We start from the raw sequence: 22,929 nt of genomic DNA on the forward strand, positions 1-22,929 counted from the left end.
CTCGGCGCCGGGGCCCGTCGAGCCATACCTTCGCCACATCCCGCCGCTTCCACCACGTCGTGGTCGGTTCCGAAGCCTGTCGATCGAGTCCGCCCGCATCGCCTGAGTCCCGTCGGGACCGGCGGCGGCCGGATCACGAGGCGGCGCTTCTTAAGCCGGCCTTCACCGTGATGCGCGACGGTACCCCGGATTCGGGTGTGCCCGGCGCGGCGCGCGGGCTCTTGGACTGAGAGGGGCGGGGCGGGCACGCGGCAGGCGGGCTGCGCCTCGGGGAGAGTGGGGCGATGATCGTACGCAACGGGCTGGCGCGGAAGTCGGCACTGATCGGCGCGGCCGCGCTTTCGGCCGCGGCCCTGGCGGGGTGTGAGACCGTGGGGAGCGCCGCCGGCGCGCGGCAATACGCCGTGCTGGAGACGGACACCACGGGCGCCACCAACGTGAACATCGCCTCGCTGACCGAGGTGGTTCAGCGCAACCCGAACGATGCGGCCGCCTACAACACCCGCGGGGCCGCCTATGCCCGCGCCGGCCAGTTCAACGACGCCATCGCCGACTTCACCAAGGCGATCCAGATCGATCCGAACTCGGCCTCGGCCTACAACAACCGGGCGCTCGCCAGCCGTCAGGTCGGCCGCGACGGCCCCGCGCTGCAGGACTTCACCAAGGCGATCGGCATCGATCCGAATTACGGCCCCGCTTATATCGGCCGCGCCAATGTCGAGCGCGCCCAGGGCAACCTCGACCAGGCGCTGAACGACCTCAACGTCGCGATCCGGCTGATGCCGGAATCGGCCGAGGCCTACCATGCTCGCGGCCTCGTGAAGCAGAAGCAGGGTCAGGAGACCCAGGCGATCGCCGATTTCGACGCCGCCATCGACCGCGACCCCTTCAAGTCCGCGCCCTACGCGGCCCGCGGCCAGAGCCTGATCGCCACGAACCAGTACCCGAAGGCGATCGAGGACTACAACGCGGCCCTCAACGTCAACAACAAGGACGCGACCTCCTGGGCCTACCGCGGCCTCGCCTACGAGAAGTCGGGGCAGCGCAAGGAGGCGCTGGAGAACTACCAGCGCGCCGCCGTGATCGATCCCAACAATTCCGTCGCCCGCGCCGGTCTCGGCCGCGTCCAGGGCGGTGTGGGCTCGCTGTTCAACTGATCCCGGCTCCCCGTTCGGCGCCCGCACCCTGAGAGACCCGCATCGGCGAGTCTCGAAGGCGGGCTCCAATCACGACGCTGTCCGGAAGCCTCGTCGGTGGCTTCCGCGTCGCTCCGGCGCCCCAGGACGAGGCCGCGAACGGGCGTGCCCGCCCTTCAGGCCGCCAGAAGCCCGTTCGCGTCCTGCGTGATCCGGCGCAGGTGATGGGCGGTGTCGCCGAGCTGGTACTCGATCATGGCGAGCCGCTTGAAGTGGTGGGCGCCGATGTATTCGAGCGTCATGCCGATGCCGCCGTGGAGCTGCACCGCCTCCTGGCCGACGTAGCGGCAGGCCTTGTTGATCTGCACCTTCACGGCCGAGAGGGCCGCGGCCCGGGCCGGCGCATCCGGCGCAGCGACCATCATGGCGGCGTAGAGCGCCATCGAGCGGGCCTGCTCCAGCTGGATCAGCATGTCCACCGCCCGGTGCTGCAGCGCCTGGAACGAGCCGACGCTGACGCCGAACTGCTTGCGGGTCTTGAGGTATTCCACGGTCAGTTTGTGGAGCGCGTCCATGGAGCCGACCGCCTCGGCGGCCAGCGCCGCGATCCCGTGCTCGACCACCCGCTCCAGGAGCGGCAGGCCGCCCTCGGGATCGCCGAGGGCCGCGTCGCCGGGGAGCTGCACGTCCGAGAACGACACTTCCGCGGCCCGGCCGCCATCCTGGGTCGGGTAGGCCTCGACCGCGACCCCCGCGGCGTCGGTGGGGACCAGGAACAGGCCGATGCCGTGCGCGTCGCGCCGCTCCCCGGACACGCGGGCGGAGACCACCATCAGGCCGGCCGCGTCGGCGTTGGGCACGACGCTCTTGGCGCCGCTGAGCACGAAGCCGTCGCCGGAGCGCCGGGCTGTGGTGGCCACGTCCGCGAGGTCGTAGCGGGACTGGCGCTCGGTGTGGGCCAGGGTCAGGCGCAGGGTTCCGGAGACGAGGTCCGGGACCAGGCGCGCCTTCTGCGCTGCGCTGCCGCCGAGCCGCAGGGCCGTCGAGCCCAGTACGAGGCTCGCCAGAAGCGGCTCGACCACGAGATTGCGGCCCACCGCCTCCATGACCAGCATGGTCTCGACCGGGCCGCCGCCGAGGCCGCCCTCCTCCTCGGAGAAGGGCAGGCCGGCGACGCCGAGTTCGGCGAAGGCCGCCCAGCCCTCTGCGGGGAAGCCCAGGGGCGCCTTGAGCCGCGCCTGCCGGCTCTCCAGGGACGGGTAGAGGTCGGCGGCCAGCCGCTCGACGCTGTCGCGCAGGAGCGACTGGTCCTCGTTCAGGTCGAAATCCATGGTGTCCTCAGGTCTTTCCCTCCCCCGCAGAGGGGGGAGGGAGATCCGGTTTCGATCACTGCGTCTTTGATGGTGCGTCAGCGCGGGGGGCGGCTCACAACCCCAGAATGCCCTTGGCGATGACGTTGTGCTGGATCTCGTTCGAGCCGCCGTAGATCGAGACCTTGCGGTTGTTGAAGTAGCTCGGCGCCGCCGCATCCACCCAGTCGAAGCCGCCGGGCAGGTTGTTGGCCCCGGCCCCGCGCGCGGGCGCCGCGAGGGCGAAGGGCCCGGCGAGTTCCACCAGCAGCTCGGTCGCCGCCTGCTGGAGCTGCGAGCCGCGGATCTTGAGCAGGGAGGAGGCCGGGTCCGGCTCCACCGAATCCGCCCGGCCCTGCTTGGCCGCCACCCGCATCTGGGTGATCTCCAGGGCCTTCAGCTCGACCTCGACCTCCGCCACGCGGGACCGGAAGGCGGGATCGTCCCACATCGTGCCCGGACCGGCCGGCATCTCCCGGGCGAGACGCTTGATGCGGGCGATCCGCTCCTTGGTGAGGCCGATCCGGGCGATGCCGGTGCGCTCGTTGGCGAGCAGGAATTTCGCGTAGTCCCAGCCCTTGTTCTCTTCGCCGACGAGGTTCTCGACCGGTACGCGCACGGAGTCGAAGAAGACCTCGTTGACCTCGTGCCGACCCTCCAGGGTCAGGATCGGGCGCACGGTGATGCCGGGCGTCTTCATGTCGATCAGCAGGAACGAGATGCCGCGCTGCTTCTTCGCCTCGAAATCGGTGCGGACCAGACAGAAGATCCAGTCGGCGTGCTGGCCGAGGGTCGTCCAGGTCTTCTGGCCGTCGACGACGTAGTGGTCGCCGTCGCGCACCGCCTTGGTCTTCAGCGAGGCGAGGTCGGAGCCGGCGCCGGGCTCGGAGAAACCCTGGCACCACCAATCGTCGAGGTTGGCGGCGCGCGGCAGGAAGCGCTCCTTCTGGTCCTGCCGCCCGAAGGTCGCGAGCACCGGGCCGAACATGTAGCAGTTGAACTGCTGGGGCAGCGGCACCGCCGCCTGGAACAGCTCCTCCGTGTAGATGTAGCGCTGGATCGGGGTCCAATCCCGGCCGCCCCATTCCTGCGGCCAGTGCGGCACCGCCCAGCCCTTGGCGTTGAGGATGCGCTGGCTGGTGACGTAATCCTCCTTCGAGAGGCTGCGGCCCTCCGAGACCTTCTTGCGGATCTCGGCCGGGATCTCCGTCCGGCAGAAGGTGCGGACCGCGTCGCGGAACGCGATCTCGTCGTCGGTGAAGCGCAGGTCCATCGGCTCAGCTCCTGGCGATCTCGAACAGGCCGGCGCAGCCCTGGCCGCCGGCGACGCACATGGTCACCACGGCGTAGCGCGCGCCGCGGCGGCGGCCCTCCAGCAGGGCGTGGCCCACGAGCCGCGCCCCCGACATGCCGAAGGGATGGCCGACCGCGATGGCGCCGCCGTTGACGTTGACCTTGTCCGGGTCGATCCCGAGCTTGTCGCGGCAATAGACCGACTGGGACGCGAAGGCCTCGTTCAGCTCCCACAGGTCGATGTCGGAGACCGTCAGGCCCTGCCGCTCCAGGAGCCGCGGTACCGCGAAGACCGGGCCGATGCCCATCTCCTCCGGCCCGCAGCCCGCCGAGGCGAAGCCCCGGAAGGTGCCGAGCGGTTCGAGGCCGCGCCGCGCCGCCTCGTCGGCCGACATCAGCACGCTGGCCGAGGCCCCGTCGGAGAGCTGGCTGGCATTGCCGGCCGTGATGAAGGCGCCCTCCCCGCGCACGGGCTTGAGCTTGGCGAGACCGTCGAGCGTCGTGTCCGGCCGGTTGCCCTCGTCCTTGGTGATCCGGGTCTCGACCTCCCGGGTCTCGCCGGTGGCCTTGTCGGTCACCGCCATGACGGCGCTCATCGGGACGATCTCGTCGTCGAACAGGCCGCGTTCCTGCGCCGCCGCGGTCCGGCGCTGGCTCTCCAGGGCGAACCGGTCCTGCGCCTCGCGGGAGATGCCGTAGCGCTCGGCCACGATGTCGGCGGTCTCGATCATCGGCATGTAGATCGCCGGCAGGTGCGCCTCGAGCCAGGCGTTGCGGGTCAGCTCCCGCTGGACCTTCGGCTGCACGAGGCTGATCGACTCCACGCCGCCCGCGACCGCCACCGGCACGCCGTCGAGGATGATCCGGCGCGCGGCGCTGGCGATCGCCTCCAGCCCCGAGGCGCAGAAGCGCGAGACCGTGACCCCGGCCGACTCGACAGGGATCCCCGCCACCAGGGCGGCGTGGCGGGCGACGTTGCCGCCCGTGGCGTTCTCCGGATAGCCGCAGCCGAGCACCACCTCTTCCACGGCCTCCGGTTCGAGCCGCGCCCGCTCCAGGGCGCCCCGGATGGCATGGGCCGCGAGGTCGGCGCCGCGGGTGAGGTTCAGCGCGCCCCGATGGGCCTTGCCGATGGGCGTGCGGGCGGTCGCGACGATCACCGCGTCGGTCATGATCTTTCTCCCGCTCAGGCGTTCTTCAGGCCGGCGAAGCTGCCGCCCTCGGCGGCGAGGCGCTTCAGGAGCGGCGCGGGCTCCTGGCTGTCGTCGCCGGTCTCCGCCGCGAAGCGCGACAGCGCCTCGGCGACGGTCTTCAGCCCCACCGTGTCGGCCCAGTGCATCGGGCCGCCGCGCCAGGCTGGCCAGTTGTAGCCGTTGATCCAGATCGTATCGATGTCGCCGGGCCGGGCCGCGATGCCCTCCTCCAGGATCCGCGCGCCCTCGTTGACCATCGGGTACATGAGCCGCGCGACGATCTCGTCGGGTGTGAAGCTGCGGCGGGTAACGCCGTGCTCGGCGGCGACGCGCGCGATCAGCGCCTCGACCTCCGGATCACGGGTGCCGGCCCGGGCGCCGTCGGGATAGAGGTAGAAGCCGCGTCCCGTCTTCTGGCCGAACCGGCCCTGCTCGGCCAGCGAATCGGCGACCGGCGCCCGCCCGCCGAAATCCTTGCGCGAGCGCCAGCCGATATCGAGGCCCGCGAGGTCGCCCATGGCGAAGGGACCCATCCGGAAGCCGAAACCGGTCACCGCCGCGTCGACCTCGTGGGGCAGTGCGCCCTCCAGGAGCAGGCGCTCGCCGGCGCGGCTGCGACGCTCCAGCATGCGGTTGCCGACGAAGCCGAAGCAGACCCCCACCGTCACCGGCAGCTTGTTGAGGCGCTTGCCGAGTTCGAGGGCGGTGGCGACCACGTCCGGGGCCGTCTTCTCGGCCCGGACCACCTCCACGAGGCGCATGACGTTGGCCGGGCTGAAGAAGTGCAGGCCGAGCACGTCTTGCGGACGTCCCGTCACCGCCGCGATGGAATTCACGTCGAGGTAGGAGGTGTTGGTCGCCAGGATCGCGCCGGGCCTGGCGATCGCGTCGAGCTTGGAAAAGATGTCCCGCTTGACGCCCATGTCCTCGAAGGCCGCCTCGATGACGATGTCGGCCTCCCCGGCCTGCTCCAGGCCGATCGCGCCGGTGATCCGGCCGACCCGCTCGTCGCGCTGCGCCTCGGTGATCGAGCCGCGCTTGGCCGAGCCCGCATAGAGCCCCTTCACCCGGTCGAGGCCGCGCTCCAGGGCGCCGGCCTCCGTCTCGATCACCGTCACGGGAATGCCGGCATTGGCGAAGCACATGGCGATGCCGCCGCCCATCGTGCCGGCGCCGATCACCGCCGCCGTCCGGATCGGGCGGCGGGGCGTGTCCTTCGGCAAGCCGGGCACCCGGGCCGCCTCGCGCTCGGCGAAGAACGCGTAGCGCAGGGCCTTGGAGCGCGGGTCCTCCACCAGGGCGCGGAATTCCGCCCGCTCCACCGCCACGGCGGCGTCGAAATCCTGCTCCAGGCCGGCGCGCACGGCCCGCGCCAGGGCGTGGACGTTGGTGGCGTCGGGATCGCGCTTCGTCGCTTCGGCGGCCTGCGCCTCGAATTTTTCGCGCGCTCCCGGCGTGAGCCTGTCCGACCGGTCGCGCACCCGCGGCAGCGCGCCCGAATCGGCCAGTTCCAGCGCCCGGGTCCGGGCCACCGCGACGAGGTCGCCCAGCACCACGGCGTCGACGATCCCGAGCGCCGCCGCCGTCTCGGCGGTGACCGGCTCGCCGGTGAGCATCATCGGGAAGGCCGCGTCGGGTCCGATCAGGCGCGGCAGGCGCTGCGTGCCCCCCGCTCCCGGGATGATCCCGAGCTTGATCTCCGGCAGGCCGATCCTGGCGGACGGCGCCGTGACCCGGCCGTGGCAGGCCATCGCCAATTCCAGGCCGCCGCCGAGCGCGGCCCCGTTGATCGCCGCCACCACCGGCTTCGGGCTGGCATCGAGCCGGTCCAGCACATCGGGCAGGCTCGGCGGTTGCGGCGGCTTGCCGAACTCGCTGATGTCGGCGCCGCCGACGAACACCTTGCCCTCGGCGGCCAGGACGATCCCTCGAACCGCGTCGTCCGCGATGGCGTTGTCCAAAGCGCTGTCCAGAGCGGCCCGCATCCCGGCGCCGAGCGCGTTGACCGGCGGGTTGACGAGCGTGAGCACGGCCACGCCGCCATCGACCTCCTGACGAACCACCCTGGACTCCCTGTTGTTCTGCATTGCAGAATAGTCGTCTGCAAGTTCACGGGATGTTGGTCTGGGTCGCTGCATTCGTCAAGAACGTGCCCCGGTTGCGGGCCAGAGCACCGTCACTTATTCTGCATTGCAGAAGACGGTGGCGCTGGCGGTTTGACCGTTGCCGGTGGCTCATGGCATCAAAACCGCTGCTGGCGGGAGCCGCCCGTGGTCACCGAGAGGGAGACCGCCGGCTGGGTCGCCGGAAACAGGGGGGATCGTGATGCGTGGCATCGATCGGGGTGAGCAGCCCGGGGGCTTCCTTCGGGCGACGGCACGGAGCGGACGGTGAGCGACGGTCCCGAGCAGCTGCAGGCCGGGCGCCTGCCCGAGGTCCTGCGCGGCCGGCTCGCCCTGCCGGTGATCTGCGCGCCGATGTTCATCGTCTCCGGCCCGGAACTGGTGATCGCCCAGTGCCTGTCCGGCGTGGTCGGCGCGTTCCCGGCGCTCAACGCCCGGCCTGCCGAACTGCTGGACGAATGGCTCACGCGGATCACCCGAACCCTCGCGGAGGCCCGCGCGGCCGATCCCACGCGGAAGGTCGCGCCGTTCGCGGTGAACCAGATCGTCCACGCCTCCAACAACCGCCTGGCGCAGGATGTCGAGGCCTGCGTCCGGCACCAGGTGCCGATCATCATCACCTCGCTGCGGGCTCCGGACGCGGTCATCCGTCCGGTCCACGCCTATGGCGGCGTGGTGTTCCACGACGTCACCAACGTCCGCCACGCCGAGAAGGCCCTGGAGGCGGGCGTCGACGGGCTGATCCTGGTCTGCGCCGGGGCGGGCGGGCATGCCGGCACCCTGAGCCCCTTCGCCCTCGTCGGCGAGATCCGGCGGTTCTACGACGGTCCGCTGATCCTCTCGGGGGCGATCACATCGGGCCCGGCGATCCTGGCGGCCCAGGCCATGGGCGCCGACCTCGCCTATATGGGCACCCGGTTCATCGCCACCCGGGAGGCGAACGCGGCGGCCGGCTACAAGGACATGATCGCCGGCAGCGCGGCGGCCGACATCCTCTACACGCCGTATTTCACGGGCGTGCCGGGCAATTACCTGACGCCGAGCATCCGCGCCGCCGGGCTCGATCCCGACGCGCTGCCCGTGCGCGACAAGACCGCGATGAACTTCGGCAGCGGCAGCGTGAAGGCGTGGCGGGACGTCTGGGGCGCCGGCCAGGGCGTCGGCACCATCGCGGACGCGCCGCCCACCGCCGACCTCGTCGCCCGGCTCGCCCGGGAGTATGCGGCCGCGCGGGCGCGGCTCTCCGGTTCGGCGGCGGATTACGCCGGCGGGGCCGAACCATGAGCGTCCGCATCGCCGATCCGGAGGCCGGGATCCGGCAGGTCACCATCGACCGGCCGGAGCGGCGCAACGCCCTCGACCGCGCGACCTATGCGGGCCTGACCGCCGCCCTCCAAGCGGCGGGCCGGGACGAGGCCGCCCGCGTCGTCGTGCTCACCGGTGCGGGCGGCTGCTTCACCGCGGGCAACGACCTCAAGGACTTCCAGGACGTGGAGACGGGGGGCGACAGCCCCGGCCTGATCTTCCTCAAGGCCCTGCGGGCCTGCCCTAAGCCCGTGGTGGCGGCCGTGGAGGGGCATGCGGTCGGCATCGGCACGACGCTGCTGCTGCATTGCGACCTCGCCTACGCGGGGGACGGAGCCCGGTTCCGCCTGCCCTTCACGGCGCTCGGCCTCAGTCCCGAGGGCGGGTCGAGCTACCTGTTGCCCCTGGTGGCAGGCACGAAGCGCGCGGCCGAACTGCTGATGCTCGGCGAGCCCTTCACGGCGGCGGACGCGGCCTCGGCCGGCCTCGTCAACGCCGTCGTCCCGGCGGGGGCCGCGCTCGACACCGCCATGGCCAAGGCGCGCGCGCTCGCCGCCCTGCCCCGGGCCTCGCTCGCCGCCACCAAGCGCGCCCTGGGCCGTGGCCACGAGGAGGTCGTCGCCCGCGCCCTCGCCGAGGAGGCGGAGGTCTTCCACGCGCTCCGCCGCGGTCCGGAGGCGCAGGCGGCCTTCGCCGCGTTCCTGCGCCGATGACGGCCGGGGAGACGATGGTGGTGGCCGATCCCGACGCGGGGGCGCCCGCGGCGGATGGCGCCAAGGAGGATCGTCACTTCGTCACGGCGCTCGCCCGGGGGCTGGGGGTACTCGCCTGTTTCGGCCCCGGCCGGACGAGCCTCGCCAACCACGACATCGCCGAGGCCTGCGGGTTGCCGCGCTCCACCGTATCGCGGCTCACCTACACGCTGACCAAGCTCGGCTACCTGCAGCACATGCCGGAACTCGGGCGGTACCGGCTCGGCACCGCGACGATCGCGCTCAGCTCGGCCGCTCTGGGCGGCCTCGATGTGCGCGGAATCGCCCGGCCGGTGCTCCGGGCGGTGGCGGAGGCGGCCAACGCCTCGGTGGGGCTCGGCGTGCGCGACCGGCTCAGCATGCGCTACGTCGACTGCCAGCGCGGGCCGGCCGCGATCTCGCTCAACCTCGACACCGGCTCTCGCATCTCGCTCGCCCGCAGCGCCATGGGCCGCGCCTACGTGGCGATCTGCCCCGACCGGGAGCGCGCGAGCATCTACGAGGACCTGGAGGCGCTCGACCCGGTGGCCTGGCCGGCGCTGCGCGCCGGCCTCGACCGGGCGGTGGTCGAGCATCGGGAGATCGGCTGCTGCACCGCCTTCGGCGACTGGCAGGAGACCGTCTCCGCCATCGCGGTGGGCTTCCATCCCGGCGGCGGCCTGCCGCCGATGTCGGTCAATTGTGGCGCACCCACCGTCATCACCGACGCGCGCTTCCTCATGGAAGTGGCGCGCCCGAAACTCATCGACGCCGTGCGCAGCCTCGACGGCGTGATGGGAGCCTGAGGATCGTCTGATGGATGCCCAACCCGCCGCCGCCGACCTGCCGCTCGCAGGGATCCGCGTCCTCGACCTGTCCCGGGTCCTGGCGGGACCCTGGTGCGCGCAGGTGCTCGGCGACCTCGGCGCCGACGTGATCAAGGTCGAGCACCCGGAGCGCGGCGACGACACCCGCGACTGGGGCGTTCCGACGAGTCCCGGCAACACCTCGTATTTCGACAGCGTCAACCGCAACAAGCGCTCGATCGGCGTCGACCTCGCCACGCCCGAGGGGCTGGCGATCGTCAAGGCGCTGGCCCGCGAGAGCGACGTGCTGGTGCAGAACTTCAAGACCGGCGGGGCGGAGAAGCTCGGCCTCGGCTACGCGGACCTGTCGGCGGAGAATTCCGGGCTGATCTACTGCTCCATCGCGGGCTATGCGTCGGACGGCTCCGAGGCCGGCCGGCCCGGCTACGACCTGGTCGTCCAGGGCGAATCCGGCTTGATGGCGCTCAACGGCGAGGCCGGCGGGCAGCCCCTGAAGTTCGGGGTCGCGGCGGTCGATCTGTTCACCGGGCAATACGCCGCGCAGGCCGTGCTCGCCGCCCTGTTCCAGCGGGAGCGCACCGGGCGCGGCCGGACCATCGACCTCGCCCTGTTCGATTGCGGCGTGGCGCTGACCTCCTATTACGGCCTGGAGGCGCTGGCCCGCGGCATCGACCCGCCGCGCTACGGCAACGCCCATCCCTCGATCGTGCCCTACGGCGTGTTCGAGGCCGGCGACGGCCCCGTGGTGATCACGGTGGGCAACAACGGCCAGTACCGCCGCTTCTGCGAGCAGGTGCTGGAGCGGCCGGATCTCGTCGCCGATCCGCGCTTTGCCACCAACCTCGACCGGTCGAAGAACCGCGCCGCCTTCATCCCGGTGCTGGAGGCCGAACTCGCCAAGTGGACGCGCGCGCCGCTGATCGCGCGGCTGCGGGCGGCCGGCATCCCCTGCGGCGAGGTGATGGGCCTGCGCGAGGCGCTGACCTGCGATCGGGCGCGGGAGGCCGGACTCGTGATCGCGGGCGGCGGCAACGCGCACGTGATCGCCCCACCCTACCGGCTCGACGGGCGCCGGCTCCCGGTCCGGCGGATGCCGCCGGGTCTCGGGGATTCGAGCGCGGAGATCCTGGCCGAGCAGCTGGAATACCCGGACGACGCGCGCGACGCGCTGCGGGCGAAGGGCGTGGTGCGCTAGGCTCCGGAGCGGGCGCCCCGCCTCATCCGCCGCCGCGCGACTCCGCCAGCCGCGCGCGCGCATCGTCCAGCACCCGCGTCAGGGATTCGTTCCAGGCGACCCGCGGCTCCCAGCCGGTGGCGGCGTGCAGGCAGGCGGCGTCCCCCGCGGCCAGCGGAATCTCCGCAGGCCGCACCCGCTCCGGGGCCACGCGGATCTCGAACGGCACCCGAGCCCGGGCGCGCAGGTCCTCCAGCACGCTCGCGATCGTCCGCGGCTGGCCGGAGCTGATGTTGAACACGCTCCCGTCGGACAGGGACTCCGCCCGGCCGATCAGGTCGGCATAGGCGGCCGCCACGTCGGCGACGTCCAGGAAGTCGCGATAGGACGAGAGGTTGCCGACCTCCAGGCAGGGCGGCACGAGGCCGGCCTCGATCCGGGCGATCTGGCCCGCGAACGAGGCCACGACGAAGCGCTCGTCCTGACCCGGGCCGATATGGTTGAACGGCCGCAGCACGACGAGCTTCACGCCGATCCGGGGGAGCAGGTCGCGCAGCAACTGCTCGCCCACCCATTTCGACCGGGCATAGGTGTTGCGCGGCAGGGGCTCGGCCGCCTCGCTCAAGGCGTGGCCGGCGAGGAACGCGCTGCCGTAGACCTCCCCGGAACTGACGAAGAAGAGGGTGCAGCCCGGCACCGCCTCGACCGCCGCCACGAGGTTCATCAGGCCGTTGACGTTCACCCGCCAGGTCTGACCGGGGCCGCTCGCGGAATCGGCCACCGAGGCGAGGCCCGCCAGATGCAGGATCGCGGTGGGCCGGAACCGTGCCACGAAGGCGCCGAGCGCGGCCTCGTCGAGGAGGTCGATCGCCGCATAGGTGACGCCCGCCGGGAGGCGGGGCGCCCGGCCCCGGCCGATCCCGGCCACGCGATGGCCCGCGCCCGCCAGCAACGGCAGGACGTGACCGCCGACGAAGCCGGCCGCCCCGGTGACGAGGATGCGCCGCGCGTCCGGGCCGCCGGAACCGAGGGGTGCGGGCGCGCTCATGGCCTGAGCCGGGAGACGGCTCGGCACCTAGCCCGGTTTCCGGGTGCCCCAGCGCACGCCCATGCTGCCCTGCGCGGTCCCCGGCGCGCCGCCGGCATCGGCTCCGATCGCCGGGCCGGAGGCGGTCTTCGGCCGGTGCTGCGAGCCGGCCGCCATGGGCGCGGCCGCCAACATGTCGGGCACCTCGGACAGCTGTTCCTCGTCGCGGTCGGTGGAGAACTGCCCCGCCTTGCGGAACGTCCAGAGATAGCCCGGCACCACCGCTTCGGCGGCGGTCGGCGTGATCCCGATCCCCTGGAAGGTCCGGCCCTCGGCCTTGGCGGCCTCCGAGACGACGTTGTCGTTCTGGAGCAGGATCACTTGGTCGCGGGTCAGCTTGAGCGTGTCCGGCAGCAGACCGAAGGTCAGGGTGTCGGCGATCTCCAGCATCCGGGCCTGGAGCTTGGCTGCCGGCAGGGGCAGGTCCACGATCGCGCGCCTGCGCCGGATCGTCTTGAGCATGTAGCGCACGAAGTGCTCCAGCGTGCCTACTTCCGGGCCGCCGAGTTCGTAGACCTTGCCCGCCGCCAAGCTGCCGTCGACCGCGCGGGCGATCGCCTCGGCGACGTCGCCCACGAAGGCCGGCTGGAAGCGTGACTGTCCCCCCGCCAGCGGCAGGACCGGCAGTGCCCGGGCGAGGCTGGCGAAGCGGTTGAAGAACCCGTCGCCGGGTCCGAAGATCAGCGAGGGCCGGAACACCACCGCCTCCGGGCAGGCGGCGAAGACCCGCGCCTCGCCTTCCGCCTTGGTGCGTGCGTAGAGCGACGGCGAGGCCGGATCGGCGCCGATCGCCGAGACGTGGATCATCCGGGCGCCCTGGCGCGCCGCGGCCCGGGCAATGGCGTCTGCTCCGTCGACCTGCAGCCGCGCGAAGCTCTGGGAGCCGGTTTCCTGAAGGATGCCGACGAGGTTGATCAGCACGTCGGACCGGTCGGCGGCCCGGGCCACCGAATCCGGGTAGCGCAGGTTCGCCTGGACGGCCACGATCTGATTGACCGTCCCCAGCGGCTGCAGGAACAGGGCGAGGTCGGGCCGGCGCACCGCCACGCGGATCCGGTAGCCGCGCTTCGCCAGCGCCCGCACCACGTGCCGGCCCAGAAATCCCGAGCCCCCGTAGATCGTCACGAGCTGGTCCTGCGGCCGCAGGAGCCCCGGCGCAGCGACGGAGGTGGGGCTCGTGTCCGGACTCGTGTGCGCCGTCGCGGGCGCGGTCGTGTTCTCTTGGCCGCTCATCGCCGTTGTCTCGGGCTCCTCGCGCGCCTCCGGGCGCCGTCAGGCCGCCTACTTAGCCTAACTTCGCCGCGTTGGGACCCGTCGTTTCGACCGTGGCGGCATTCCGGTGACAACGGACGACGGTCGCCCGGCGCCGAGCGGGAACGGGTGCGGCCGCCGTGCATTCTCCCCCACCAAACGACCCTGCCGAATCGCGCGGATGGGACGCGCCGGGGACTTCGATGATTGTAGGGATGCTCGTTTCCGCGGCGATCGCGGCGTTCGGCTTGCTGGTGGCGCTCGGCGTCGTCGGTCATCCGATCGATTCGCAGCTCGTGAGCACTTACGGCTGGAGCATCCTGATCATCGGCGTCGCGCTGTTCGTGCTGTTCGCCTGGGCGCGGTACGGCCGGACCCGCACGGGTCGGTCCGCCTGACCCGTGCCGTCAGGCGACCTTGATCCGGCGGCGCATCTCCCGCGCCACGGCGGGCCGGCCGCTCGGCCGACCCGTCACCGCGCGGGGTGCTCCGACCGTCAGGCTCTGGCGCTCGCGGGCGATGAACGCCGTCGGCATCTCGGCCTGCATGTCCGCCTCCATGTCGCGGAGCGCGGTGTCGGAATGGGCCGGGTGCAGGTGGATGATCGCCAGCGCCTTCACGCCCGCCGTCCGGGCCAGCTCGACGCCCTTCTGCCAGGTCGAGTGCCCCCAGCCCCGGCAGGTGGGATACTCGCCGTCGGTGAACATGCCGTCGTAGACCATCAGGTCGGCCTCGGCGACGAAGGCGGCGAGGTCCGGGGCCGGCCAGGGATCGCTGTGCTCGATGTCGCTGATCAGGCACAGGCGCCGGCCGGCGTGTTCGAATCGATAGCCGACCGAGCCCTGCGGATGATTCAGCCCGATCGTGTCGACCCGCGTCCCGTCGGGGAAGGTCAGGGTCTGCCCCGCCTCGAAGCCGTGATGGTGGAAGGTGCAGCACAGCTTGTCGAGGGTAACCGGGAAGAGCGGCGGCGCGAACAGGCGGTCGAGGGTCGGACCGGCCGATTCGCCGCCGAGGTTGCCGCAATAGGTGTTGATCACCCGGTCGCAGTCGAGGACAGCCGGCTTGAAGAAGGGAAGCCCCGCGGTGTGGTCGAGATGCAGGTGGCTGAACAGGAGGTCGACTTCCCGCGGCAGATCCGTCCGGTGTCCCTGCCCGAGGTTGTAGATGCCCGAGCCCGCGTCGACGATGAACATCCGCTGTCCGCACCGCACCTCGATGCAGGGCGTGCTGCCGCCGAACTCGGCGTATTGCGGGCCGCTGACGGGCGTCGAGCCGCGGACGCCCCAGAAGCGGAGGACGAGGTCTTGGTCGGCCGCCGCGAGGGTCGGCTCGGAACTCTTCGACATGGCGATCACGAATCCGCGGACAGTCGGTCCCGATCGGTTATGATCGAAACCCCGTCGCCGTTCCGGGAAGGTAGCTTTGAATACGGCAGGCCGACGGAGCAGGTGTACCGCCGATCCCCTGCCGTACCATGAATTGGTGTGCCGCAGGCCGTCGTGATGTGCGGCTGCGCACACGCATGGGCCGATGCGCCTGGCCTCCGCATGCCTAGAGCCGCTCGACCGACGCCAGGAGACCGGGGGTCGAGCCCCCCGGAATCGGGCGGCCGGGATGCGATCCGGCGAAACCGGCGGTGAGCCAGGATGGCAGGGCGTCGCCGTAGCGCGTGGCCAAGGGGGCGGTCAGCGCCCCGAACCGGTCCGGGGCGCGCTCGTAGACCGGGACGAATCCCGCCATCTGCCGGAGCGACAGGCCCGAATCGGGGGCGCCCCAGGACGCCCAGACGGTCTCGGGCACCGGCCGATGGGCGCGATGGCCCGGCACGACGACGACCTCCTGGCCCGCGAAGGCCAGGGCTTCCGGACGGCTGATGTCGCCGACCGCGCCGCCCCGGGCCGTGTAGGCCGCCCAGAAGACGTTCTGGCCGCCGTCGGAATAGGTGGTGCGGACGGCGGGTTCGCCCGCCTCGGCCAGCTCCGTCATCCGCGCCTCCTCGACGGCCCGGCGGGTGGCCACGGCGGCCTCGATGGCGGGATCCCGCGCGGGCGCGAAGGCGTAGCGGCCGCCGGCCACCGAGACCTGCAGCTCCTCCCGACTCGCTTCGAACCGGTCCGAGCCGGCCTTGAGTTCGCGCCAGAACGCGATGTTCGGGTCGGTCCGGTGCCGGGCCATGTTCTCGGCGGTCATCCGGAACGGGTAGGACTGGAACTGGAAGGCCGCCTGGCCGCCGTTCAGCGCGTCCCGCGCGAGGGCGTAGATCTCGCCGACCGTACCGTTGGTCATGGCGAAGCAGCCCATGGACGAGCAGATCCCGTGCACCATCACGGCCGAGCCGGTGCCGCCATGGGCTCGGTCATAGGCGTTGGGGTAGCCCACGTCGAAGGACAGGTAATAGTGCGAGTTCGGGTTCATCTGGCGCCGGGGCACCGTGTAGAACCCCTCCGGCGTCTGCCGGTCGCCGCTCTTGCGCTTGGGGCCGAGCTGGCCGGACCAGCGGCAGATCGGGAAGGTCTTGATGAAGACGTAGCCGGACCGGCCCTTCTTCCAGACCTCGATCTCCGATTCCTTCTTGTAGGCCCGGAACAGGACGGGCGAGGCGGCCGTCACACCCTTCTGCGCCATCAGCGCGAGGGTTTCGGCCGGGATCGGCGCCTCGGCCTTGCCGGCCTGCGCGGCGGCGGGGCCGGCGAGGGCGAGCACGGCGAGGCCGGCGGCGAGGGCTATCGTAGTCGGTCGAGGCATGAACCGTCCGCGCTGGATCGGCCGGGATGGCTGCCGGACGGGCGCGGCTCCCCGCCCTGACGGATTATTGCGGCGGCCGTGAGGCTGCACCCTCTCCTGCGGATCACGGCCTCCCACGGTCGCCCCGGGTCAGACCGCCGGGGCGGGCTCCCGCTCGGCGGCCGCCGGCACGGGCGTCACCACCGCGCTGTTCTCCACCGCGATCACCGCGTCGAACGGCTCGACGCCCTCCGGAAGGGCCGCCTCGGGAAGACAGACGATCAGGCCGCGCCCGGTCCGCGCCTGCCGCAACTGGGCGAGGCGCGCGCGCGCGCCCTCGGCCTTCCGCTCGTCCACCGTCACCGCCACCACGAGGATGTCGGGCTCGCGGGCGAGGCACCGGCTCAGCTCGATCGCGACCCGTTCGCGGGCGCTGATCGCGCCGTCCGCCAGGGCGCCGGTGCCGGGCTGCGCCTCGACCGCGGAGTCCAGGCCGAGGCCGTAAACCGAGGCTTCGAGCCCCTCGTCGGCCAGGACCCGGCGCACCAGTTCCCGCACCCGCGGCTCGGCATTCGCCTCGCTGAGGCTGATCCGGCCGAACAGGAGGTTCTCCTCCAGGCTCGCCGCCGGATTGACCCGGGACGGATCGTGAAACACCACCGCGCCGGCGAGGTGCGGCGGCAGCATCCGCGCGAAGGAGCGGCGCGCCTGGACGAGGCGCTCCTCGAACGCCGCGTCGATCAGGCCGAAGCGATGGCGGGTCTCGCTGTAGCGCAGCGCCAGCCCGATCAGGCGCGTGCGGTCGCGCTGCCCCGCGGCTCCCCGGCGCAGGCTCGCCGCGCCGGGGAGCCGCGCCACGAGATCCTCGAAATAGCCGCGCTCGGAGGCCTGGAACAGGGAGTAGGCGTCGAACAGCGGATGGTCGTTGGGCAGGTCGGCGAAGATCTCGACCGTGCTGCGGGCCACCGACAGGCCGATCTCCGTGAGCGGGCGCACGAGCCCCTCGGCCTCCAGGACCGCCCGCAGGTAGGGGTGGCGTGCGAAGCGCAGGGGCGCGAAGGCGCCGCCCACCGGCTCCCCGAACAGGATGTTCTCACCGATGCTCGCCTGATTGTTGTAGCGGTCGGGATCGAACGGCTCGACGAGGCGCTCGGCCCCCTTGGCGGCCAGCGCCACCCGCATGGTCCGCCGGGCGTCGACGATCGCCGCGGCGAGCCGCGGCTGGGTGGCCGGATCGAGCCGTCCGGTCAGCCCGCGGGCGTACACGAAGCCATCGAGCCCGGTGAGCCGGCTGATGCCGATCAGCGCGATATCGTCGGGGGCGCTCGCCGGGTCGGTGCCGTAGAGCAGGTTCTGCCGGAGCGACCCCTCCATCAGGATCGCCTCCCCCGCCGCGAAGGCGATGTGCCGGGCGCGCTCCGCGGGGTCGAAGTCGCGCAGGTCCGAGCCCGCATAGGTGACGGCTCCGGCGGTGGGCTCGACCTGTCCGGCCAGCACCGCCGCCAGCGCCCGGGCGCCGCTGCCGCGGCTGCCGGTGATCGCCACGTGGCTCGGCATCGGCATCGCGACATCCACGCCGGTCAGGCGCTCGCCCGTGGCCGGGTCGAAGGCGCCGACCCCCTGGGTCGCCAGGATCCCGGAGCGGGGCAGCGGCTGCACGCCCGCCCCCGTCCGGTCGGCCCGCACCCGCCGGCCCTCGAGGGCCGCGGCGAGGCGGGCGAGGTCGCGCAGGCGCGGACGGACCGCCTTGCGGACCATCCAGAGCCGTGCGCAGACGGCGGCGAGCCAGCCGGCGAGGCCGAAGGCGCCCACGGCCGCCAGGAGGGCGGCCGGATCCACCGGCGCGGCGGGGGGCTGCCCCGGCCCCGAGCGCCAGAGCGCCGTGCCGGCGGCGATCGCCGGCAGGATGACGGCCAGCGCCAAGGCGGGCGCCCGGGCATAGGCCAGCCGTGCCTCGGCCCGCCCGACATTGGTGCGCATCGCGGCGACGCGGGCGGCGATGCGGCGGCGCTCGATGGCCGCCGCCCCGTGGTTGCGCACCGCCGGCAGCCGCCGCACGAGGTCGTTCAGGTTGGCCTCCGCCCGGGCACTGGAACGCAGCCGCAGCTCCTGGCGGTCGCGCGCCCGTTCGAGCACCAGTCCGTAGGCCAGCCCGATCGCCGCGAGGCCGACCACCGCGGCCGGGACGAGCCGGGGCGCGGCCAGCGCGGCGAAACCCAGGGCCAGGATCAGGGCTCCGAGCGTCATGGCCGGCAGGACGATGCCGGCGGCGAGCAGGCGATCGGCCCGCGCCAGCACCTCGCCCACGATCCGAGCCAGGCTGCGCGCCTCGTCGCGGGCTCCGGCCGGCGCGTCGAGGATCGCCCGCAGCACGCCCTCGCGAACGGCGTCGGCAGCCTGGTTCTGCGCCTTGAAGCACAGGCGCGCCACGCACCAGCCGACACCCGCCAGGGCCACGGCGCAGACGGCGATGCACAGGAAGGCCGTGAGTTCGAGCTGTGCGGGAGGCATCGGGAAGCCGGATGCCAGCACCAGCTCGCGGCCCGGGAGCGTCGCCGCCACGCGGAGGAAGGGCAGCGCCGGCGCCTCGTCCTGTGGCAGCACCGCGATGAGGTCGCGCAGGCACAGGAGCGCGAGCGCGCAGAGCGGCGCACCGATCCCGACCGCGAGGGCCGCCGCGGCGGCATGCAGAGGCCGCGCGGCACGCCACGTCAGGACGAGAGGGTCGGATTCCATGCGTGTCCGGTCGGGATCGGGCGTCTGAGCCCCGCCCGGGGGCATAGGCGTTCACGACGGTCACGGGAAGTGTCGCACGCGCGTGGACGCCCTGCCGCGGGCCGCTGCGACACGTCGGACCGCATGTTTCTGCCGTCGGCCCTGGTTTGGAAGCGCTCCAGTGTTACAACCGTCAGGCAGGGCGCGGCCGAGGCTCCGACCGGCGAGGGGCTCTGACCCGCGCGGCCTGGCCGCCGCGGATATCCGGGCCGTATCGCGCCGGGCCGGCGCGCCGACGGATCTCGGCCGGTACCAGAGGGTGAGGCGACGCGTGCGGCGAGGGGTTGAGAAGACCGAGCGCGATGTCCCCGCCGGCTCCCGGCCCGGGTCCGCCTGATGGCGCAGCTGTTCACCCCCGGGGCCGACGCGCTCTACCGCCTCGCCCTGATGACCGGGGTGGCCTGCCTCGTCGGGCTTCCCGTCCTGGCGGCCGGGATCGTGCGCTCGAACTACGTCACCGGTGTCGGGGTCGCGCCGGCCCAGCCGCTGCCGTTCAGCCACAAGCACCATTCCGGCGAACTCGGCATCCAGTGCCGCTACTGCCACACGACGGTCGACCGGGAGGCCACCGCCGGCATCCCGCCGACGCAGACCTGCATGACCTGCCACTCGCAGATCTGGACCGGTTCCGACATGCTGAAGCCGGTGCGCGACAGCTACGCGCATGACAAGCCGCTGGAATGGGTGCGGCTGAACAAGCTGCCGCAATACGTCTACTACAACCACTCCGTCCACGTGACGAAGGGGATCGGCTGCTCGACCTGCCACGGCGACGTCACGGCGATGCAGATGACCTACCGAGCCAACGCTTTCGAGATGCGGTTCTGCCTCGATTGCCACCGGGCGCCGGAGAAGTATGTCCGCCCGCCGGATCAGGTCTGGAACATGACCTGGACGCCGCCGGCCGACCAGGCGACGCTGGGTCCCAAACTCGTGGCCCAGTACCATATCCGCGGCGGGGCGCGGCTGACCGAATGCGGGATCTGCCACCGATGACCGGCGCTCCCGACATCGCGGCCCTGCGCGAGAGACTCGCCGGCGGCGACGGGCCGCGCTTCTGGCGCAGCCTCGACGCCGTGGCCGACAGTCCCGAGTTCCGCGCCTATCTGGCGGCCGAGTTCCCGTCGGCGTCGCGGCTCGCCGCCGCCCCGGAGCGGCGCGGGTTCCTGAAGCTGATGGCCGCCTCCTTCGCGCTCGGCGGCCTCACCGCCTGCGGCGCGGGCGGAGGACGCGGCTACGAGGTGCCCTACGTCAACCAGCCCGAGCGGATCGTGCCGGGCACGGAGCTGTCCTACGCCTCCTCGGCGGTATTCGACGGGTTCGGCAACGGCATCCAGGTCACCACGCGCAACGGCCGGCCGCTGAAGATCGAGGGTAATCCCGAGCACCCCTGGAGCCTCGGCGGCACCGACGTGCTGGCCCAGGCCTCGGTGCTCGGGCTCTACGACCCGTTCCGCTCCCAGGCGGTGCAGCATCTCGGTCGCCCGACGTCGTGGGCGGCGTTCCGGGCGGACCTTCTCGGGCATCTGGCGGATTGGCGCCGGACCGGGGGCGCGGGCGTCGCCCTCCTCACCGGACCGGTGACGTCGCCCACCGTTGCGGCACAGATCGCGCGGCTGCGGGCCGCCTACCCTGCGCTGCGCTGGTATGTCGGCGCCGCGGCCGGCCGCGACGGGATCTACGAGGGCGCCCGCCGGGCCTATGGGATGCCGCTCGAGAGCCGTCCCGATTTCGGCCGTGCCCGCACCATCGTGGCGCTCGACGGCGACTTCCTCGACCCCGGGCCCGGCCAGGTCGGCCTGTCCCGGCGCTGGAGCGAGGCCCGGCGCGCGGCCTATGCCGAGGGTCGCCTCCTCACGCTGCACGCGGCGGCCCCGACCCCGACGCTGACCAGCGCCAAGGCGGATCACAGCGCTGTCGTGCCGGCCGGCCGCCTCGAGACCGTCGCCCGGGACCTCCTCGCCCTGGCGGCGGGCGGCGCGGCCCCGGCGGGCGACGATCCCGTCTCGCGCTGGACGCGGACGGCGGGCGCGGCGCTCACGGAGGCGCGGGGCGGCGGCATCGTCACCGCCGGCCTGACCGCGAGCCCCGACCTGCACGCGCTGGTGCACCGGCTGAACGGGGCGCTCGGCAATACCGGCACGACCGTCCGTCACACCGCGCCCGCGGCGGAGACGGGCGCCGGGACGCTGGCGGAACTCGCGGAGGCCATGGAGCGCGGCGCCGTCGAGGCGCTCGTCATGCTCGGTGCCAACCCGGTCTACGAGGCGCCCGGCGCCCTCGACTTCGCGGCCCGGATGGCCCGTGTGCCGCTGAAGATCCATGCCGGGCTCTACTACGACGAGACCGGCGCCCATGCCGATTGGCACCTGCCGGCCGCCCACCCGCTGGAATCCTGGGGCGACGTCCGGTCCCTCGACGGGACCGTGGGGCTGATCCAGCCGACGGTCGCGCCCCTATACAACGGCCGGACCCTGCCGGAGATGCTCGCCTTCCTGGCCGACGGCACGGGCGGGGAGAGCGGCCAGGACGGCCTCGGCCTCCTCAAGGCCCGCTGGCGGGACGCGGGCGAGGCGGATGCGGCCTTCGAGGCCCGCTTCTCCGACGCCCTTCGCCGGGGCTTCTGGGCGGACAGCGCGCATCCGGCCGTCACCGCCGCGCTGACGCAGCAGGCCGTGTCGGCCGTTGGACCGGATTCCGACGGGATCGAGGTGCTGTTCCGCCCCGACCCCACCGTCTGGGACGGCACCCATGCCGATCTCGCCTGGCTGCAGGAACTCCCGAAGCCCCTGACCAAGGTGGTCTGGGAGAACGTGGTCGCGCTCGGGCCGCGGCTCGCGGAGCGCGAGGGCATCGCCACGGGCGACATGCTGCGGATCGAGGCGGGCGGCCGCGGGATCGAGGGGCCGGCCTGGATCCTGCCCGGCCAGGCGGACGACACCGTGACCCTCTCCCTCGGCTACGGCCGCGCCGTGCCGGACCACCTCGCCCGCGGCCTCGGCTACGACGCCGCTCCGCTGCGGCCGCCGGGTTCCCCCTGGCGGCTCACCGGCGCCCGGCTGACGCGGACCGGCCAGCGGTGCATGCCGGTCACGACGCAGCATCTCGGCACCATGGAGGGGCAGGATCTCGTGCGCGTGCAGGCGCTCGGCGCCGCGCCCGTGGGCGACCCGAAGGGCGCGCCGGCGCCCGCCTCGTTCTACCCGCCCCCGGAGAGCCAGGATCGCTGGGTCGCCGCCCAATGGGGCATGGCGATCGACCTCGACGCCTGCACGGGCTGCAATGCCTGCGTCACCGCCTGCCAAGCGGAGAACAACATCCCGGTGGTCGGGCGCGAGGAGGTCGAACGCGGCCGCTGGATGGGCTGGCTGCGGGTCGACCGCTACTATGCGGGCGAGCTCGACGCGCCGGCCACGCATTTCCAGCCGGTGCCCTGCATGCATTGCGAGCAGGCGCCCTGCGAACTCGGCTGCCCCGTGGAGGCGACACTGCACGACAGCGAGGGCCTGAACCTGCAGGTCTACAACCGCTGCGTCGGGACCCGGACCTGCCAGAGCTACTGCCCCTACAAGGTCCGCCGCTTCAACTACCTCGACTATACCGGCGGCATGACCCCCGTTGAGCAGCAGCAGCGCAACCCCGAGGTCACCGTCCGCGCCCGCGGCGTCATGGAGAAGTGCACCTACTGCATCCAGCGCATCACGGCGGCCCGGATCACCTCGGCCAAGGATGCCCACGCGCCGATTCCCGACGGCGCCGTGGAGACCGCCTGCCAGGGCGCCTGCCCGACCCGGGCGATCACCTTCGGCAACGTCGCCGACCCGGACAGCCGGGTTTCCGCCGCCCGCCGGGATCCGCGGGAATACGCGCTCCTCGGTCACCTGAACACGCGGCCGCGCACCACCTACCTCGCCGGGCTCGCGCCCGCCGCGGACCCGAACGGACGGGAGGGCTGAGC

At 72.7% G+C, this 22,929-nt stretch carries 17 protein-coding genes; 8 read left to right on the plus strand and 9 right to left on the minus strand.

Going from position 1 to position 22,929, the window contains the following annotated elements:
• The first annotated feature begins 284 nt into the window (after positions 1 to 284).
• Positions 285 to 1,157 carry a tetratricopeptide repeat protein gene (locus ACXJKQ_RS09610; protein WP_457105529.1) on the plus strand — a complete coding sequence of 291 codons (873 nt, stop codon included), beginning with the start codon at positions 285 to 287 and terminating at the stop codon, positions 1,155 to 1,157.
• A gap of 155 nt (positions 1,158 to 1,312) precedes the next feature.
• Here the strand turns inward: ACXJKQ_RS09610 and ACXJKQ_RS09615 are convergent, their stop codons facing one another.
• From ACXJKQ_RS09615 to ACXJKQ_RS09630, 4 genes are all read right to left on the minus strand, one after another.
• Entirely contained in the window at positions 1,313 to 2,467 is a 1,155-nt protein-coding gene (locus ACXJKQ_RS09615) for an acyl-CoA dehydrogenase family protein (protein ID WP_457105530.1), read from the minus strand.
• Between the two features lie 94 nt (positions 2,468 to 2,561).
• Positions 2,562 to 3,758, minus strand: a complete 1,197-nt coding sequence (locus ACXJKQ_RS09620; RefSeq protein WP_457105531.1) for an acyl-CoA dehydrogenase family protein — start codon at positions 3,756 to 3,758, stop codon at positions 2,562 to 2,564.
• 4 nt (positions 3,759 to 3,762) lie between these two features.
• Entirely contained in the window at positions 3,763 to 4,950 is a 1,188-nt protein-coding gene (locus tag ACXJKQ_RS09625; protein WP_457105532.1) for an acetyl-CoA C-acyltransferase, read from the minus strand.
• A 14-nt stretch (positions 4,951 to 4,964) separates the two neighbouring features.
• Complete coding sequence (locus ACXJKQ_RS09630) at positions 4,965 to 7,058, minus strand: 3-hydroxyacyl-CoA dehydrogenase NAD-binding domain-containing protein (protein ID WP_457105533.1); 2,094 nt, start codon at positions 7,056 to 7,058, stop codon at positions 4,965 to 4,967.
• Positions 7,059 to 7,361: 303 nt separating this feature from the next.
• Here ACXJKQ_RS09630 and ACXJKQ_RS09635 point away from each other — a divergent pair, with 303 nt between their 5' ends.
• From ACXJKQ_RS09635 to ACXJKQ_RS09650, 4 genes are read left to right on the plus strand one after another with little or no spacing between them, the layout of a single operon-like run.
• On the plus strand, positions 7,362 to 8,378 hold the full coding sequence (locus ACXJKQ_RS09635) for an NAD(P)H-dependent flavin oxidoreductase (RefSeq protein ID WP_457105534.1): 1,017 nt from the start codon (positions 7,362 to 7,364) through the stop codon (positions 8,376 to 8,378).
• A complete protein-coding gene (locus ACXJKQ_RS09640; RefSeq protein ID WP_457105535.1) occupies positions 8,375 to 9,112 on the plus strand; it encodes an enoyl-CoA hydratase-related protein in 738 nt (245 codons plus the stop codon). Before ACXJKQ_RS09635 ends, ACXJKQ_RS09640 begins: the two co-directional genes overlap by 4 nt.
• A 14-nt stretch (positions 9,113 to 9,126) precedes the next feature.
• Complete coding sequence (locus ACXJKQ_RS09645; protein ID WP_457105596.1) at positions 9,127 to 9,936, plus strand: IclR family transcriptional regulator; 810 nt, start codon at positions 9,127 to 9,129, stop codon at positions 9,934 to 9,936.
• Between the two features lie 10 nt (positions 9,937 to 9,946).
• The gene (locus tag ACXJKQ_RS09650; protein ID WP_457105536.1) at positions 9,947 to 11,152 is read left to right on the plus strand and encodes a CaiB/BaiF CoA transferase family protein; all 1,206 of its coding nucleotides are present in this window, start codon (positions 9,947 to 9,949) and stop codon (positions 11,150 to 11,152) included.
• A gap of 22 nt (positions 11,153 to 11,174) precedes the next feature.
• Here the strand turns inward: ACXJKQ_RS09650 and ACXJKQ_RS09655 are convergent, their stop codons facing one another.
• Together ACXJKQ_RS09655 and ACXJKQ_RS09660 are read right to left on the minus strand one after the other, a co-directional pair.
• On the minus strand, positions 11,175 to 12,179 hold the full coding sequence (locus ACXJKQ_RS09655; RefSeq protein WP_457105537.1) for an NAD-dependent epimerase/dehydratase family protein: 1,005 nt from the start codon (positions 12,177 to 12,179) through the stop codon (positions 11,175 to 11,177).
• 27 nt (positions 12,180 to 12,206) lie between these two features.
• Positions 12,207 to 13,451: a complex I NDUFA9 subunit family protein gene (locus ACXJKQ_RS09660; RefSeq protein ID WP_457105538.1), complete on the minus strand. Its 1,245-nt coding sequence runs from the start codon at positions 13,449 to 13,451 to the stop codon at positions 12,207 to 12,209.
• Between the two features lie 233 nt (positions 13,452 to 13,684).
• On the opposite strand from ACXJKQ_RS09660, the gene ACXJKQ_RS09665 reads away from it, so the two are divergent.
• Positions 13,685 to 13,867, plus strand: a complete 183-nt coding sequence (locus tag ACXJKQ_RS09665) for a hypothetical protein (protein WP_457105539.1) — start codon at positions 13,685 to 13,687, stop codon at positions 13,865 to 13,867.
• A gap of 9 nt (positions 13,868 to 13,876) precedes the next feature.
• Here ACXJKQ_RS09665 and ACXJKQ_RS09670 read toward each other — a convergent pair whose 3' ends face one another.
• From ACXJKQ_RS09670 to ACXJKQ_RS09680, 3 genes are all read right to left on the minus strand, one after another.
• Positions 13,877 to 14,818 carry an MBL fold metallo-hydrolase gene (locus tag ACXJKQ_RS09670; protein ID WP_457105540.1) on the minus strand — a complete coding sequence of 314 codons (942 nt, stop codon included), beginning with the start codon at positions 14,816 to 14,818 and terminating at the stop codon, positions 13,877 to 13,879.
• A gap of 205 nt (positions 14,819 to 15,023) precedes the next feature.
• A complete protein-coding gene (locus tag ACXJKQ_RS09675) occupies positions 15,024 to 16,217 on the minus strand; it encodes a L,D-transpeptidase family protein (RefSeq protein WP_457105541.1) in 1,194 nt (397 codons plus the stop codon).
• A 129-nt stretch (positions 16,218 to 16,346) separates the two neighbouring features.
• The gene (locus tag ACXJKQ_RS09680) at positions 16,347 to 18,932 is read right to left on the minus strand and encodes an ABC transporter ATP-binding protein (RefSeq protein WP_457105542.1); all 2,586 of its coding nucleotides are present in this window, start codon (positions 18,930 to 18,932) and stop codon (positions 16,347 to 16,349) included.
• Positions 18,933 to 19,307: 375 nt separating this feature from the next.
• Here ACXJKQ_RS09680 and ACXJKQ_RS09685 point away from each other — a divergent pair, with 375 nt between their 5' ends.
• Together ACXJKQ_RS09685 and ACXJKQ_RS09690 are read left to right on the plus strand one after the other, a co-directional pair.
• Positions 19,308 to 19,967, plus strand: coding sequence for a cytochrome c3 family protein (locus ACXJKQ_RS09685; RefSeq protein ID WP_457105543.1), 660 nt, complete (start codon positions 19,308 to 19,310; stop codon positions 19,965 to 19,967).
• Positions 19,964 to 22,927, plus strand: coding sequence for a TAT-variant-translocated molybdopterin oxidoreductase (locus ACXJKQ_RS09690; RefSeq protein ID WP_457105544.1), 2,964 nt, complete (start codon positions 19,964 to 19,966; stop codon positions 22,925 to 22,927). The genes ACXJKQ_RS09685 and ACXJKQ_RS09690 overlap by 4 nt, the downstream gene beginning before the upstream one ends.
• The last annotated feature ends 2 nt before the right edge of the window (positions 22,928 to 22,929 follow it).

It is taken from the genome of Methylobacterium sp. P5_C11, assembly GCF_054049775.1.